At 37.2% G+C, this 16,967-nt stretch carries 14 protein-coding genes; 7 read left to right on the forward strand and 7 right to left on the reverse strand.

Going from position 1 to position 16,967, the window contains the following annotated elements; all coding sequences use genetic code 11:
* Positions 1-37 precede the first annotated feature (37 nt).
* The 7 genes from ACXAGJ_RS05500 to ACXAGJ_RS05530 all read left to right on the forward strand — a co-directional run bounded on the left by ACXAGJ_RS05500 (position 38) and on the right by ACXAGJ_RS05530 (position 7,659).
* On the forward strand, positions 38-508 hold the full coding sequence (locus ACXAGJ_RS05500) for a DinB family protein (protein ID WP_474837853.1): 471 nt from the start codon (positions 38-40) through the stop codon (positions 506-508).
* 61 nt (positions 509-569) lie between these two features.
* The gene (locus tag ACXAGJ_RS05505) at positions 570-1,658 is read left to right on the forward strand and encodes a CNNM domain-containing protein (RefSeq protein ID WP_073319766.1); all 1,089 of its coding nucleotides are present in this window, start codon (positions 570-572) and stop codon (positions 1,656-1,658) included.
* A complete protein-coding gene (locus tag ACXAGJ_RS05510) occupies positions 1,658-2,134 on the forward strand; it encodes a methylated-DNA--[protein]-cysteine S-methyltransferase (RefSeq protein WP_474837855.1) in 477 nt (158 codons plus the stop codon). The genes ACXAGJ_RS05505 and ACXAGJ_RS05510 overlap by 1 nt, the downstream gene beginning before the upstream one ends.
* Positions 2,135-2,530: 396 nt before the next feature.
* Entirely contained in the window at positions 2,531-4,528 is a 1,998-nt protein-coding gene (locus ACXAGJ_RS05515; RefSeq protein ID WP_474837857.1) for a tetratricopeptide repeat protein, read from the forward strand.
* On the forward strand, positions 4,525-5,283 hold the full coding sequence (locus ACXAGJ_RS05520; RefSeq protein WP_474837859.1) for a LytR/AlgR family response regulator transcription factor: 759 nt from the start codon (positions 4,525-4,527) through the stop codon (positions 5,281-5,283). The genes ACXAGJ_RS05515 and ACXAGJ_RS05520 overlap by 4 nt, the downstream gene beginning before the upstream one ends.
* A 512-nt stretch (positions 5,284-5,795) precedes the next feature.
* Complete coding sequence (locus ACXAGJ_RS05525) at positions 5,796-6,956, forward strand: serine hydrolase domain-containing protein (protein WP_073319782.1); 1,161 nt, start codon at positions 5,796-5,798, stop codon at positions 6,954-6,956.
* Positions 6,946-7,659, forward strand: a complete 714-nt coding sequence (locus ACXAGJ_RS05530; RefSeq protein ID WP_474837862.1) for a 3'-5' exonuclease — start codon at positions 6,946-6,948, stop codon at positions 7,657-7,659. The genes ACXAGJ_RS05525 and ACXAGJ_RS05530 overlap by 11 nt, the downstream gene beginning before the upstream one ends.
* Before the next feature lie 14 nt (positions 7,660-7,673).
* On the opposite strand, the gene ACXAGJ_RS05535 is transcribed toward ACXAGJ_RS05530, so the two are convergent.
* From ACXAGJ_RS05535 to ACXAGJ_RS05565, 7 genes are all read right to left on the reverse strand, one after another.
* Complete coding sequence (locus ACXAGJ_RS05535) at positions 7,674-8,084, reverse strand: hypothetical protein (RefSeq protein ID WP_473284553.1); 411 nt, start codon at positions 8,082-8,084, stop codon at positions 7,674-7,676.
* A gap of 8 nt (positions 8,085-8,092) precedes the next feature.
* Positions 8,093-9,043: a hypothetical protein gene (locus ACXAGJ_RS05540; RefSeq protein WP_474837864.1), complete on the reverse strand. Its 951-nt coding sequence runs from the start codon at positions 9,041-9,043 to the stop codon at positions 8,093-8,095.
* 451 nt (positions 9,044-9,494) lie between these two features.
* Positions 9,495-10,037 (reverse strand): DUF5655 domain-containing protein, encoded by a 543-nt coding sequence (locus ACXAGJ_RS05545; RefSeq protein ID WP_474837866.1) that lies wholly within the window; start codon positions 10,035-10,037, stop codon positions 9,495-9,497.
* Between the two features lie 65 nt (positions 10,038-10,102).
* Positions 10,103-10,933, reverse strand: coding sequence for a DUF6597 domain-containing transcriptional factor (locus ACXAGJ_RS05550; RefSeq protein ID WP_474837868.1), 831 nt, complete (start codon positions 10,931-10,933; stop codon positions 10,103-10,105).
* Between the two features lie 137 nt (positions 10,934-11,070).
* Entirely contained in the window at positions 11,071-14,724 is a 3,654-nt protein-coding gene (locus ACXAGJ_RS05555) for a S8 family serine peptidase (protein ID WP_474837870.1), read from the reverse strand.
* 194 nt (positions 14,725-14,918) lie between these two features.
* Positions 14,919-15,887 (reverse strand): YheT family hydrolase, encoded by a 969-nt coding sequence (locus tag ACXAGJ_RS05560; RefSeq protein ID WP_474837872.1) that lies wholly within the window; start codon positions 15,885-15,887, stop codon positions 14,919-14,921.
* A complete protein-coding gene (locus tag ACXAGJ_RS05565; RefSeq protein ID WP_474837874.1) occupies positions 15,887-16,888 on the reverse strand; it encodes a bestrophin family protein in 1,002 nt (333 codons plus the stop codon). Before ACXAGJ_RS05565 ends, ACXAGJ_RS05560 begins: the two co-directional genes overlap by 1 nt.
* Positions 16,889-16,967 lie beyond the last annotated feature (79 nt).

Below are 16,967 nucleotides of genomic sequence, written 5' to 3' on the forward strand. Positions count from 1 at the left end.
ATTTTTTGGGATTTTTCTCCTAATATCAAGCGCTACTATGGCTCAACAATTTTCACCCAAAACTGCCTTTTTAGAAAAGTGGAAAAACTCCAAAAATTTCCTTTTAGAAATTGCAGAATTAATGCCAGAAGAACAATACGGATTTCAACCTACCGAACGCGAAATGGATTTTAAAAGTCAGTTGCTACATATTCGCGGTAATATGTTATGGTTAGGAACCACACATTTTTCTGAAGAGAAATTTGATCGTAAAGCACTTGAGAAAAATGTACCAGAAACCAAGGCAGCAACCATCAAAGTATTAAGCGAAGCTTTTGACTATGTTTTAGAACGTATCAAAGCTACAGACGAAGATGATTTTACGCAAGAAGTCGATTTTTTTGCAGGAAGAAAATCAAAACTACAAATCCTAAATTTATTGCAGGATCACGTAACTCACCACCGGGGACAACTAGTGGTTTATCTTAACCTTAATAGCATCAAACCACCACGATATGTGGGCTGGTAATCTTTTTATTCGCGATAAATACCTAAAATCCGTACTTTAGCTACATAACTATACAACAACCATGACCTTATTACTTATTTACGCTGTATTATCTATTTTTTTTTCGTTTTTATGTTCGATACTAGAAGCGGTACTGCTGAGTGTAACACCTACCTTCATTAATGTAAAAAAGAAAGAGGGGAAGCCATATGCTACTACTTTAGAAAACCTGAAGAAAGATGTAGATCAACCGCTTATTGCTATTCTTACTTTAAATACGATTGCGCATACCGTTGGTGCTATTTTGGTAGGGGTGCAGGCAGAGCAGTTACCCTATAAATTTGAAATATGGGGTATAAATGTGGTAGGTATTGTATCTGCGATTATGACCATATTGATTTTGGTAGTTTCTGAAATTATACCAAAAACGATTGGAGCAACCTTCTGGAAACAACTAGCCAACTTTACTTCAAAGGCTTTGTTGATATTGATAGCACCGCTGAAGTATACAGGGATTTTATGGTTATTACAGTTAACCACCAAGGTCATCGGTGGTAAAGGACACCATGGATCAGTGCTAAGCAGAGAAGATTTTTCTGCCATGGCTGATATTGCAGAAGAAGAAGGTGTTTTTGAAGAATCAGAATCCAAAGTGATCCGAAATCTACTTAATTTTAAATCTATTCCGGCTAAAAGTATCATGACACCTCGTACGGTGATGAAAACGGCTTCGGAGGACACCAATATTCGAGAGTTTTTTGAAGCGAATAAAAACTTACGTTTCTCCAGAGTACCCATTTTTAAAGCTAATGCAGATAATATTACCGGATATGTACTTAAGGATGATGTATTCAAATCTGTAGCCGAAGGTAAAGATCATCAAACACTTGCAGATCTTAATCGAAAGATTTTTGTAGTGGATCGTAATATCCCTGTTCCTACCTTGTTTGAAAAGCTGGTAGAGGAAAAAGAGCATTTAGCTTTGGTAGTTGATGAGTATGGTTCGGTGAGTGGTCTGGTAAGTATGGAAGACGTAATAGAAACCCTTCTTGGTCTGGAAATTATGGACGAGAGCGATACCGATGCTAATATGCAGGAGCTTGCTCGCAAGAATTGGGAAATGCGTGCCAGAAGACTTGGTATTTTAGAAGATAAACCAGAAGATCAATAATGGATATCGCGTATATAGAAACCCCATTGGGAGTGGCTTCTATATCGGGAGATGAACATGGTATTGCCAGCATTTCAGTAACTCAAGAAAATCAAAACTTACTTAGTGAAAAGATTCCTTTGCACTTAAAGGACGCCGTACAGCAACTCCAGGAATATTTTGGGGGGAAACGTACTACCTTTGATTTGAACTTAAATCCATCCGGTACCGAATTTCAAAAAAGAGTTTGGAAAGAATTACTTAGGATTCCCTTTGGGAAAACAGTTTCTTATCTCGATATCGCCAAAAAGTTGGGAGATCCGAAAACCATACGAGCGGCAGCAAGTGCCAATGGCAAAAACCCTTTGTGGATTGTAGTACCCTGCCATAGAGTAATTGGTAGCGATGGGTCTCTTACAGGATATGCAGGCGGTTTATGGCGCAAAAAATGGCTATTAGAACATGAGAGTCCGGTAAAACAACAATCTCTATTTTGATCCTATTACCTTTCTAGATTCGTTTTATACATAGTTTTATGCATTTTATACAGTGATTTGTGCTTTTAATGTAATGAAATGATGTGGTTCCTGAGATTAGCGGTACTTTAGTTTTCATAATCCCCTTTAGTGAAGATCTAAAATTTGCTTGTTTTTGAATTATAAAAATGGGTTAAAGAATTAGTAAGAATTAGACTCTCACAAATCATTTCAATATATGTGGCTGGTTATTGCTTTTTTGCAGTAGCCAGTTTTTTTTGTGACTTTCCAAAAAAAATGAAAAAAAAAGTAGGGTAAAACCGATCCAGTGTGTTTTAGGTATGGCCGACGTCTATTTTTGGATAAAAACAGTTTTGTTTTAATCTGAAAATGAGTTAATTAACATAAATTGATCTTTTGATTACAGGGAGTGCACTTGGTGATAGTAAACGAGGTGTTCTGATTGCTATGACAAAAATTCGCATCATAGCGGTCAGTTGCATGCTATTGGTATGTAATTTTGTAATCGGACAAAGTGTTATTGATCGGGAATTAAAAAAATCGATTACTCTTCAAAATGATTCCATAAAACTCTTAATCCGAAGAGGAGATAGTCTACAAAAGACCAAAGAGGTCACTCTTGCCGAGACAAGTTATAAGAAAGCCTTTCGATTAGCTAGAAAAATAGGAGATAAAAAACTCATTATCTCTTCTGGATTACGGTTAGAACGATTCTTATCTGCTATTGAAGGAAAACACAATGAGTCCAAAGACATCATTGATTTTGTTAAGGATTTTTGTATCAAAATAGATGATCAGGATTGTGTAACGATCACTACGATTCGTTATGGAGAGTTGTATAATAGGCAATCGCAATTTATGAAAGCCCTCCAGTACTTTAATGAAGCACTGCAACAAGCAGAAAAAGCAGAAAATCCAACGAACCAGTGGGAAGCACTTACCGCCAGAGGGTTATTCTTTATGGATATCGGAGATCTGGATCAAAGTAAAATTGATTTTAAAAAAGCCATTGCGCATCTTGATGAAGATGCAGCTTATAGAAGAAGCCTTTCCAACATTAATATTTCTGCATCCTTTTGGGATAACCAACCAGATTCTACCATTTATTATTCTCAACGTGCGTTGAAGACCTGTATGAGTGACAATACGTCGAGAACATGTAATCTCGCTTATAACAATATGGCATGGTCCTATTTTAAGAAAGGGATGCCCGAAGAAGCCTTAAAAATAATCAACGAAAATATCGACTTTGACCATGTCGAATACAATGATCGAGATAGTTTGTATCCAGCGTTAATGCACACCCTTGGTTCTATTTATCACGAATTGGGCGATTACATAAAGGCGATCAACTATTTCAAAATAGCCGAGGAGTTTTTTATTAAAAAGAATGATATCGCCAATACGATAATCACAAAAGAAGATCTGTCTAAATCATATGAACAAACCGGAGAGCTATCAAAAAGCTTAGAGCTTTTACGAGAAGTAAAGCCTTTAATGGCCATGTTGGATAATATAAGAATCAGTAAAGAGATTGCCAAAGTAGAGAGCAGGAAGTTACTAAAGCTAAGAGAGGCTCAAATTTCGGATTTGGAACAGGAAAATCTCGAAATTGGGAAAGCCATGAGCAAAAGTAGACTGTTTAGCTATTTTTTAGGGTTGTTTTTGCTGGTATCTTTATTCTTTCTATTGTATAGAGGTCATACCAATAAGGTACGTTTTCATCAGCTTAACGAAGAGTTGAGTTTAAGCCGATTAAAGTCATTGCGATCGATGATGAATCCTCATTTTCTGTTCAATTCTTTTAGTACGCTTCAGAATTTTATTTTGAAAAAGGATAACCTAAAAGCAAACGAGTATATGACAGAGCTTTCTGGGCTAATCAGAAATGTACTGTCTAGTTCAGACAGTATTTATATTACATTCAACGAAGAACTACAAATTTTAAAATCTTATGTCAATATCGAGCAAGAACGCTTTAGTGAAAGTTTTGAAGTCGTGTACGATATTGATGAAACTTTAATATACACCAATCCGGTAATTCCTTCGATGGTCATACAACCCTATATCGAAAATGCAGTGATTCATGGATTTTCACATGCTGATCAAAAGGGGAAATTAGTGGTGTCTTTTAAAAAGGAAGATAATGCGGTGATATGTAAAGTACAAGATAACGGCATCGGAAGGGACGAGGCCGAAAGATTACAAAAAGAAGGGAACGATACTATACATTTGTCAATTGCAACCAGGAATACAAACGAGCGATTACGAATATTAAGTCGAATTGGTAATGATAAGGCCAAGGTAGTAATCAATGATCTTTTTGATGATGCCGGCAACGCCAAAGGTACCGAGGTCATCATCACATTACCCATAATAAAACAAAGGAAATGACAGAAACTGTGAAATGCATCATAATAGATGATGAGCAAAAGGACAGAGAGAATATTAGAATGCTCCTGGATTCGTATTGTCCACAAGTTGAGATCATAGGAGAGGCCAATGATAGATCTTCTGTTTTAAGTGTACTTACTAAAATGAAACCTGATTTGGTGTTTATGGATATTCAATTGGGAGCGATATCGGTTTTTGATGTGCTTAATGAATTAAGCGGTTTCGATTTTAAGATCGTTTTTGTAACTGCATTTGATAAGTATGCGATCCAGGGATATCAGTATGATGCTATCGACTATTTGCTAAAACCGGTAGATCCAAAACGATTGATTCAGGTGGTAGATAAAACTTCTAGATTAAAGGATCAGTTCAAATCCAAAGAAAGTATTGTCAATGACTTTAAAGAGTTGTACTCTAAAATAACTGAAACACCTAAAATTTCGATTACCGATGCAAAAGGAGTGCATGTAGTAAAAGCGATCGATGTTTTGTACTGTGTTAGCGATGGAAATTACACCACCTTTGTCATGACAGACGAAACCGAAATTGTGATTTCAAAAAACCTAAAGCACTTTGAGTCCAAATTGCAGAATTTTAATTTCTTACGGATCCATAAATCCTACTTGGTGAATTTGGATCATATCGATTTTTTAATCAAAGAACAAGGAGGATCTGTGATCATGAAGAACGGAAAATCATTACCTATTTCAAGAAAAAGCAAAAAAGAGCTATATGATAAAATGAATGTTCTTTAATAAAAACAGTCATTTATACAATGATAAGTGCCGTTAAAACATCAAATAGAGATATGCAGCTTCAAGTATTTACCTTTAAACATTTCGCAAACTCAATGAAATAATTTGCTATGAAATTGAATTATTTTGAAGATCAGTGTGCTTGTGGTAACAACACTTTTGTTATCGATTACTTTTTGTTCCAGGAATAGTGTGAACAATGAAATCGTGCAAGAGTTAAGCTCACTGTATGATGATTTTTAAATGCGTTAGCATTTGTTTAGGTGTAAAAAGGTGTCTACAAAAGACACCTTTTTTTATGAGTTTCATTTTTTGAAACTCCTTTGGGTTACTATTGCATGAGTATTGGTAGAATGAAGTTACTCTTTTACAAAATTTGTGTTGACCCCCTTTTCCAGATCTATTCTTCCTACTTATGCATATATGGCATTACGATGACATTTATTTTCTTACTTTAGTAGAGCTAATGTTGAGCAACTAAATAACATTGTTTTTACCAATTCGATATTACTATGAAAATCATTAAGAAATTTCTCAAAGGTCTTTTGTTTTTAATCCTGTTATGTGTAGTCTTACTATACATTTTTGATTATGATTATATCCTAAAGGGAGTTAGGGTGGTTTATATGACAGGTCATACTACAGCATATCTTGATGATTATGAATATTTCGATAACCGAACTATTGAAAAAGGAAATGGAACTACCCCCTGGGCAATTCATGATGATTATAACAAAGCAAAAAGCACTGAGCGTTTGGATAAAACCAATGCCGAATTAGGAACGGTAGCATACATGATTATCAAAAATGATAGTATTTGGTACGAAAACTATGCTGAAGGATTTGGGAAAGACTCTAAAACGAATTCGTTTTCTATGGCCAAAAGTATTGTAACCGCATTATTGGGTAAAGCCATTATGGATGGTTACATAAAAAATCTCGATCAACCTGTGGGAGATTTTTTGCCAAAGTTTTCTGAAGGTCTGGCGGCAAAAACAACGGTGGGAGATTTATCATCCATGTCTTCTGGATTGAACTGGACCGAGCACTATACCAGTCCGTTTTCTATCACGGCAAGGGCGTATTATGACCCAGATATAAGAGAGGTGATGCTGGGCTTGGATGTAGTAGATGAACCTGGACAGGAGTTTAGATATTTGAGTGGAAATACGCAATTGTTAGGGATGGTCATCGAAAAAGCGACGGGAAAAAGTTTGTCGACTTACCTGAGCGAGAGTTTCTGGAAACCTATGGGTATGGCCAATGAAGCGATCTGGCAATTAGATAGTGAAGATAGTGGTATGGAAAAAGCATATTGCTGTATAGCGAGTAATGCAAGGGATTTTGCTCGTTTTGGAATGATGTTTAAAAATAAAGGGGTGTACGCCAACAAACAATTACTTCCAGAAAGCTTTACCGAATTAGCCACAAAACCAAGATTTCCTAATGACGATATGTATGGATATGGTTTTTGGATCTCAGACCATATGGATAAGCACATTTTTGCTATGAGAGGAATACTTGGGCAGTATGTAATCTGTATCCCTGAAGATAATATTATGATTGTGAGATTGGGACATCAACGTGGGACTTTTATGCCTGGAGAGTCTTTTACCCACGATTTCTTTGTCTATATCGAAGAGGCTTATAAAATGTTAGAGAATGCTTCATAAACTGAATCTGGAACATATTCTATTTCTAGATATTGAAACCGTTCCTGAACATCAAAATTTTCAGGAATTGGATGAAGAGATGAAAGGATTATGGGCCGATAAAACTAAGTACCAGCGTAAAGAAGAATATTCTCCCGAAGAATTCTATGAGCGTGCAGGCATTTGGGCAGAGTTTGGTAAGATTGTTTGTATATCTGTAGGGTATTTTCGATTTCAGGGAGAACAACGAATGTTTAGAACAACCTCATTTCATGGCGAAGAGAAACAACTTTTGATCGACTTCAAGAATTTACTAGAAACCCATTATAATAGTGCTCGACATTTGTTGTGCGCACATAATGGCAAAGAGTTTGATTTTCCCTATATCGCACGAAGAATGATTGTACATCAAATTGCATTACCTTATAAATTGAACTTATTTGGAAAAAAGCCCTGGGAGGTACCCCATCTGGACACTTTGGATCTATGGAAATTTGGGGACTACAAGCACTATACTTCGCTCAAATTACTCACACATATCCTGGGAATTCCTTCTCCAAAAGATGATATCGATGGAAGTCAGGTGAGAAATGTATATTACGAAGAAGATGATATCGATCGCATCATCGATTATTGTGAAAAAGATACTGTAGCTGTGGCTCAAATATTACTTCGTTTACGACAAGAAGAGCTTTTGCATGATAATGAAGTGATTTCTGTATAAAACAACAACGAGATCTAATTCATTCTGTTTTTTCGATCCTGATCAGTAGGGAAATACAAATTAGAACTGCTGTATGTTGTACCAAAAGTTTTTACAGCAGAATACACCTGTTGTATCGCATCTTCTACCTGGCTTACAGACAATTCTTGTAAGGGATGAATAAAAGCGGCCCAAATTACATCGCCAGAAATCGCATATTTGATATCCAGTGCAGAATGAAAATTTGCTTCCAGACATTGATGATACTCTTCTTTGGTCATCCCAGCATGTTCTTTGATAGGAGAGATGATACGCATGCGATTATGAAGCGCATCAGATAAACAAACAAATTGAACATCCTTAATTACAAAATGCCAGTTTCCCAATGAACCTTCAATTTGATCTGCAAATAACTTGAGGATCTTGTCTAATTTTTGATTATCCATAAGCGACATTATTGTTTCATCTTCAAGGTAGCAATTAATGCTTCAAAATCCTCGATCACAGCGCTGGATTTTTCCTTTAAGAACCCTTCAAATACCACTGCATTGTTTCCGTGTGTCACCGTTTGAACCAATAATTTACTTGGGTTTCCATTCATAACACCTTCAATTTTAATTTGATAGGCAGAGTAGTTGTTTAGGGTATCGTCTGAAGTGCTTATGATTTTGGCATCACTTAGCCCGTTACTTTTTAACGATCCTACCATTTGTTCTGAAATACTTTTGGCGGTCATGGACGAATCGGTAGGGACAGGAAGCACCAGCATAATTGAATCCCGATTGGTGTCAGGGTTGTCGATTCCATTTACAGAATAGATAAACATATTGGCAGCCGATTTGGCAAACTTAAATTTGGTATTCGAATCATCAAGTTCAAAAGCAGCCGCGGCAAAAGGGTCTATTGGTAAATCTTTTTGATAGGTAGCAGATAGCAGTGATTTTTTAATCTGTTCTTGGGTACGGTCATCTTTTTGCGTATATAAGGCCATGATCATTACCGAAAATGATTCATCTCCAAAAACCAGACTGTACGCTTTTTTGTCAGGATCTGCTTGCATGTGAATATACTTGGCCGGGAATCCATTAATTGTCATTTCCTGATAATCAAAAACGGTAGCTCCGCTTTGTTGAAAACGTTCTTTTGAGAATTTACTGGCATTGGAATAGAAATTACCACCGACCAGATCATATACCTGAATCAAGGCATTTTGCCCTTTTTCTAGTCCCGTAAATGCAGTAGCAACTGAAAAATCTTCTGGAGGGATCATAAAAAGTTTTGTGCCAGGTATATTAACGTGTTTTGCCGTTTTTTGATTAGAAATAATCGGTTTATCCTTCGATGAAGTCTGACCTGTTGTTGGGAGCACGGTAAGCAGAAGGATGGCAATTAAGAGATATTTCATAAATTTTTTTTAGGGCGCTATCTTATCAAAAATAACGTTTTATTTCGTTATCAAACAGTGCTTTAACGAATTAAGATAAATAACCCCCTCCAGCAGGAGGGGGAATTCGGTAATTATATGTCCGTTGTGTCCCCCCAACAGACTCGAATTATTGTTTCTTTTGTTCGTAAACAGGTAGATTCGAGTAAGTCCTTCGATATAATTACCAGCAAGCAGGGCAGAACATGGTTCTGCGCCTTCAAATATGGTTGGTATTGTACGTTAACATAAAGAGTCAGAACATGAAATCTGTTTCGTTGCCCTACAAATACATAGTTCAACAATGAAGTTTCATTCTGAAGTTAGCCCGAAATATAATTATGTTATTGAGTGTGAAGATATTTCGATTGCGAATATAAAGATTTATTTTAACATATGGGTGTTTTTGTTAACGTTTCTTTAGGAGAATTTTTTATTGCGCTTTTTGATACGCTTCTTTTAACCAAGCAATCAATTCGTCGTCGATTTGATCTGCCGAAGAAATTTTGACTCTATGTGTACACATAGTACCAAACGGTCCTGAATTTTCGAGACGTTCTGTATAAGGTTTGTCTTTTAATTTTAATCCAAGATCTATTCTAGTTTTAGTAGCAGGTTTGATAAGTGCAAATTGTCGTTTTCTGATGATGCTCACACTTGTTTTTTTGGGTGTTTTGATCACATCTTCCCCAAATGCAGTGACGGTGTCAATAAGTTTTTCATAGATAGGGATCAGTGCTTCTTTTCCTTCATATTGTTTGGTAACGAGATCATCTGGACTATCCTTATTTTCTTTAGAAAGAGTGACAATGGTATTGGCAAAACCGTGAGTAACCCCATGCTCGGTTTTAAGAAACTTAACTGCTTCTCCGTGTTTAGCAAAAGCTTTTGTTTTTAAAATTTTGATCCATTCTTCAAGAGACTTTCCCGTTTTTTCGGGCATATTATTGATCATGGTTTGTAAAGCGTCATTCATAAATTTTGATTTTAAAGTGAATGCTACAAATTAGGTAAACCTTGTTATACGGGTATAGTAAAAAATTAACCTTTTCGATCCAAAGGGAAGAAGTTGGGTTCGTCATTATTGAATTCTAAAGAGATAAATTCTTTGGGATTGAATCCTGAAAACTCTTTGAATTCCTTAATAAAGTGCGATTGATCGGTGTAGCCACATTGATAAGCAATTTGCGACCATCGAATTTTTTGTTGAGTATGGATAAGCTGAAGAATTTCATTAAAACGTACAATGCGATGAAATACTTTGGGAGTAAGACCACAGAACTTTTTGAATTGACTAATCAGATGTTTTTGTGTTTTGGGGTAGGTTTCGACAATGGTGTTATGCTCGGATAAGGGATTATCGGTAAACTTTGAAATGATCTCTAGCAATATGTTTGGAGGTGTTTTATTTTCTTGATATCGTTGCAATAACCATTGCTCTGCCAGTTCAAATTTTTCGGAAGAAGAAGTTTTGTGAAAAAGCTGTTCCCTTAGCTCTAGGATATCATTTCCAAAAATGGTTTCTGCATCGACAACTTGATTGTTGAGTTCATTGATGGGGGTATGCAAAAATGGATATGCTCCAAAAGGTTTAAACTGCATGACAAACATTTCTGAATCCTGATGGGCAGAAATCGATAAGTAATTTTTGTGCATTCCTGATATCCATACTTTGGTGTAGGTACGGTTGGGTTGTAGGGTTTTATTGTCAAATGTTTGACGAGGTATTCCGTCCAATTCAAAAATCAGGAACAGATGTCCGGTAGGAACAACACGTTCAATAGAATGGTCTGGAGTGAAGTGCTTAAAATGAAATACCGATTCGAGATAAAGGTCTAGCGGCTGCTTGAGAGTATGTGTTTCGAAGATCATGAGCTGGATGATTGATTCCTCTAAGATAAGCAATGGTTGTAAGTATTACCAACTTGTATAAAATAGTAATGCTAGATATCAAAAAACCCTAAAGTCATAAACTTTAGGGTTTTTCATTGTTTGATTGTTTATTCGTTCTATTCTTTGATAAAACGTTTCATCATATTTGCGTCCACTGTTAACAAATATGTTCCAGCTTCTAATTTTTGAATATCAATAGAGTTGGTAAACGTACCTTGATCTACTACTTGTCCTAAGATATTTAGGATTTGGTAGTCATGAGAACTAGCTTTGCTACTCATAGTAATATTCAATACAGAGCGTGCAGGGTTTGGTGCCAGTACAAACTGATCGATATTGATTACAGGAGGTCCAGATACATCGTTGAAAGTTGTATACAATGAAGTAGTCGCTCCACATGGTCCAAGATTGTTCCATCCCGTAGCTGTTCTTTCGTATAGGCTTCCCTGATAAGTAACTCTATCACCTAGTACATAACTTTGGGTGCTGCTCCATTCTGGAACACCAGCACACTGATCAACAGATCCACCACCAGCGGTATTCGTAAGCTCTACATTATCGATAGCAATATCTGCTTGCCAAGTACTTCCTGTTATTCTGTTGAAACGAAGTTGTACACCTCCACCAACATAAGCAGCAAGATCTATATCGGCAGACTGCCAAGAGTTTCCTTTATTTCCAGTTTCACTCCAAATGCTTGTCCATGTAGCACCTTCATCTGTACTAGCTTCTAATGCGATACTTCCCATATCACTTGCACCATACATATGGTAGTTGAAAGAGAATCCAGCTTCAGTAAGTCCAGAAAGATCAAAACAAGGTGATGTAATGATCGCTTGCTTGTTAGGATATCCAGTTCCGTTTCCAGAAGCTTCTACAAAGATGTAATAAGACCCTTGTACAGCACTAGATGGTCCTGTATTTCTAGATGGTGTTCCACTTGCATCTACAGTCCAGTTGATGTCATCAGATGTAGATTGTGTCCACGCACCGATAGTATTTTCAAATCCTTCAGCATAAGGGAATGTACTGATTCCATTAGTACATCCAGAACCACTTCCTCCACCAGCTGTAGTTACGTTTACAGTATTACTTGCTGTAGATTCGTTTCCAGCAGCATCTTTTGCTACAACATAGAAACTATAAGCAGTATTAGCAGTTAATCCAGAGATATTTGCTGTAGTTGCAGTAACGCTTGTTACAACAGCACTTCCTTGATATACATCGTATCCGGTTACTCCTACATTATCTGTAGATGCAGTCCATCCCAGTGTTAAGGTAGTTTCAGTAACGTTAGAAGCAGCTAGTGCAGATGGAGCCGTAGGCGCCTGAGTATCTGGTGTTGCTCCTCCAATAGTTACCGTGTAATCTTCAACCTCTCCATATTGGAAAGATTCACAAGAAGTTGGAACTCCATTGTATTTCATAGATACACGCATTCTTGTATTTCCATCTGAAGCAGATGTTGGTACTGTGAATGACCCACTTACTGGTGTAGTTTGTGTAGCAGACTGCGTCCACACTTGCTCTCCCGCATCTGTAAACACTCCATTTTGGTTATAATCAATCCAAACGCTGTATCCTTCACTATAGGTAGTTCCGGTCCAGGTTGGTGTTACTGTAATTGTATACGTATCTCCTTTTGCAAGTCCAGTAGATACCGAAGTAAAGTCAGTATAGCCACCATTTCCTGCTCCAGAAGTATTATCAATACCTTCTAATTGTACACGGCTAATATATTCGTCAGCTACACTTTGTCCATTAGAATCACAATATACCAATTGGAACTCTGGAGTACTAAAGCTTACCGTGCTGCTATAGTTAGAAGTAGTTCCGTCAGAACATTTACTTCTTACTTGTACTTCGTATGAAGTTAATTCTGTTAATCCAGATAATGCAGTAGAAGTTCCACCAACATCCTGAACTGTAGTCCATGCAGAAGTTCCAGCAACTCTATATCTTACATCGTATGTAGCAGCCGGCACAGCAGTCCAGCCAATAGTAGCAGAATCATAAGACACATTTGAAGCAGCTACTCCAGTAGGAACAGTTGCACTACAAACTACAGGAGTTCCAGTCAATCCAGTTACAACAAGCGAGAAGTTTTGGCTACCACCTGTTAATGATCCTTTGTGAGTTACTGTTATCGTATAAGTTCCAGAAGCGCTAGCAACATCGATTCTTTCATAAGGGTCAACATTGTTATCTCCAGTACCATTAGTAGTAATACTAGTTAGTCTATAAGGCTCGTAAGTAGTAGATCCTTTAGAAACTCTGATATCCAAGTCATTTACAAGAACAGGAGTATTAGAGTTGGTGGCTGTAGTAGCAGTACCAGGACGGTCTGTCCAAGAAATAGAAGCTAATAGTGGGCTTACACCATCAGAATCAACAGTGATGCTATAACTTTGACCACTATTTAATGTTAATTCTTCTATTCTAGACTCTCCACTTCCTGCATTGGTAACTACCTCTGCAGCAGCTTTAGCATTTAATAATCCCCAACCGTAAACGGCATCCGGTCCTGAAGGACCTGCATCGTCTGCTGTATGTAGCGCTATCCCTTTTAAGGTTGCCGCTCTCATAAAGTTTCCGTTCAGGTTGTTGTAGTGTTGTTGTAATAAAAGTAACGATCCTGTTACGTTTGGTGAAGCCATAGAGGTTCCAGTAATACTGTTATAAGCCGTATCACTATTTTGATACGTAGAGTATACACCTGTACCATTACCAGTAATATCTGGCTTGATTCTATAATCATCTGTAGGACCTTCACTACTAGAACTGTTGATAGATACACTTACCAAAGATCCGTTACTGCTTACGTTTGCATCTTGAGCATTAGCAACAACCAAGTTGTTTTTTGATGTTGAGTGCCCTGTTAACTTATCGTAAGAAGAGTTTCCATCTAGTGGAGAACCATTGTAACTATTTTGGTTACCATCGTTACCTGCAGCTACTACCATTAGGTAGAAAGGTGCATTAAACATGATCTCATCCCAATTTCTGGATTCATCGATATATGCTCCAAAATACTGATCAGGAACTAGGTCACTTCTAAAACCATAAGAGTGGTTAGAGATCAACATCCCGTTGGCAGCAGCTGTAGTAGCTTCTGCAACATCATTATTCCACATGTATCCATCTACTTTTGCTTGAGGAGCCATCCCTTTTGCACTAGCTTGTACACCAGAAGCCATTACGGTTCCGGTTACGTGAGCGGCGTGGAAATTCAATTGTGTACCTCCTTCAGAGGCTGCATCTCGAATAGTAACACGATTGTTTCCTCCAGGACCATCATACTCCTGGTGGCTGGCACGAGCATGACCACCATCCCAAACGTGAGCAGTCATATTTTGACCATCAAGATTTAGCCCTAGAGATCCTCCAGAGTTTAGGTGATTTGTTCTTGTAGATCTAGCAGCATCTACATTTTGAGTAGTGTAATAGATGGTGTAATCTTTACCTCCGAAGGAAACGACTTTTTGAAGCTCAGAATAGCTTTTGTCTTTTACCTGTATTTTGGTTTGCCACCCATTACGTTGTGCCATTTGCATGGCTTTCTTCTTGTCTAAAGCCGCCTTTTCTGAAAAATCGGCTTGAAGTTGGTTCAATTTCGCTAAGTTGGTTTGTTGTGCAATTTTGGCTTTTTCTGCAGTGGTTTGTGCTAAAAGCCCGGTTGTTAGGAAGAGCATTACAAAAAATGCAAGTACGCCCGACTTGGTTTGTGTGAAGTTTAAAGCTAAGCTAAAACTTCCGTAGCTTTTTTTCATTTTTTTTGAGTTTGAGTTAGTATTGGTTAGAATTCTCTGAAAAAAATTCAGAAAACAGCCAAAACTCTTAAAATATTCTTAATTAAAAAAAGATTTTCGATCAAGTGAAAAAAAACTCTTCATAATACTTTAACACCCCCTTAACGTTCGTTTAAAATAAAAAGCACGTAGGAAAAAACTTCTTTTTTGATTGGCTATAACGTATGTTTTGAGAAGAATTCTAAAGCTCTTTTTTCATTATAATACACTGATTCAGAGCTGTAAAATCCAACATGTCCACCGTAAACAGGAACTTCAAGAAACACATGATCGTTCTTTTTTGCCTCGGTGTAGGGATAGCATTGATCTCCCAAAAAAGAATCATTTTTCGCGTTAAGAATTAAGGTAGGAATGGAAATGTTTTTCAAAAACTGTTTACTACTACATTGGGTATAGTAATCAATAGCATCTTTGTATCCATGCGCTTTACTGGTATATAGATTATCGATGTCTATTAGCGATTTGCATTGTTTTATTTGTGATTTACTAATGTGCTCAGGAAAAACAAGTTGACGTTCGTATAATTTTGCTTTCAGATGTTTGATAAAGCGTTGTTCGTATACAAAGTTTTTGGGTTTATTGATTTCCTGTAATGAATTATACAAATCGCAAGGGGCGGATATGGCCATCGCCGCTTGCAGTTCTGTAGGTAAAGTTCGGTTTTCACCGATGTATTTTAATATTAGATTTCCGCCAAGGCTAAAACCACAAAGCGTAATAGCGCCATATTGTTGAGTGGTCGAAATATGATGTAGTATACGAGCTACGTCTTCGGTAACTCCAGCATTATAGGATCTATAGAGTCGATTTACTTCACCACTGCAGTTTCTTAAGTTCACCAAAGCCGTATCCCATCCATTTTGATTAAGATGCTTGGCAAGACCCACCATATATTGGCGTTGTGCATTACCCTCAAGTCCGTGAATAATAACACTTAATTTTTGAGTGTTTTTGCCGGGGGCATAACTCCAATCCAAATCAATAAAATCCCCATCATCCAGTTCTACTCGTTCTCTGGTTTGTTGTACTCCATTTACTTTTCTGAAAAGATTAGGATAGATGGTAGAAAAATGACCATTCTTAAACAGATGCGGGGGGGTATACGAAGAATCTAATACTGGCATTAATACAAGATATTGTCTTTGGGTTTTACTTTTTCTGGTAACTCTTTTTCATCCAGCATGTCTCGTAGATCGATTTCAATGGTTCTGCATAATGCTGTCATGGGTACGTCATTGACACGTCCTTCAAAAGGATCTTCACTATTGCTTCCGATTTTTTCCATAGTGGTAAACACCCAGGAAACCAAAACAGACAAAGGAATCATCAAAAAGATAAACCAACGTTGTATCTCGTCTGGCATTGTGGCCAATTCAGATTCAAAAACATTGAGCATCCCAAAGGGAAGTAAGAGTACAAAAATCCAGGTAAACACCGTGCTGAAATAAGCATATTGTCTAGGGAAGGGCGTATTTTTAATACGCTCACATTTGCCTTGAAGGTTATATAATTCTTCAAGAACTCCATGAAACAATTGCTTGTCAAATTCTGTTATTTTCCCTTCTTTACATAACTTTTTGATATGAAGTCCTTGGTTTTTTACAATATGAGTGGCTGTATTTTTTCTGTTTAATAGGTCTTCATATTCCTCTTGCGAAACAAACAGTTTGGTTGCATCACAAGCAGGTTGTTGTTCTCCATGTTTTTTGAAAAGATTCTCCACCGATGAGTGTTCCTTGATCGAGAAAGAGGTAGGTTGGCGTAGTTGTATACGCAACGCGTTGATCCAGGCAATATGACGATGGATCAAAACACTTTTGGTTTGATGATCATCCTCTACCAAACAAAGTACTTGATTGGCCCAGGTTCTGGAGTAATTTACGATCCCACCCCAAATTTTTCGACCTTCCCAAAAACGATCGTAGCTCTGGCTATTTTTGAAACCGATATAAAAGGCAACCGCTATCCCAATTACTGTTAGCGGTTGGAAAGGAATATCAATAAAAGTCCAATCCAAAAAATAATATATGGAGAAGACTACACCAGAATAGAGAATAAAGAACAGAATGTTTTTCCATCCGAATCGTAAGATAAGCCCCCAACCAATATTTCTTTTGATATACATGTGTGAATTTTTGTTCTAAAATAAGAATACCAAGTGCCTTTTCAAAGTGCAAGCTTAATTTGAGGATTCTTCAATTTCT

The sequence above is a fragment of the Aquimarina sp. AWH4_224 genome (genome assembly GCF_056160245.1).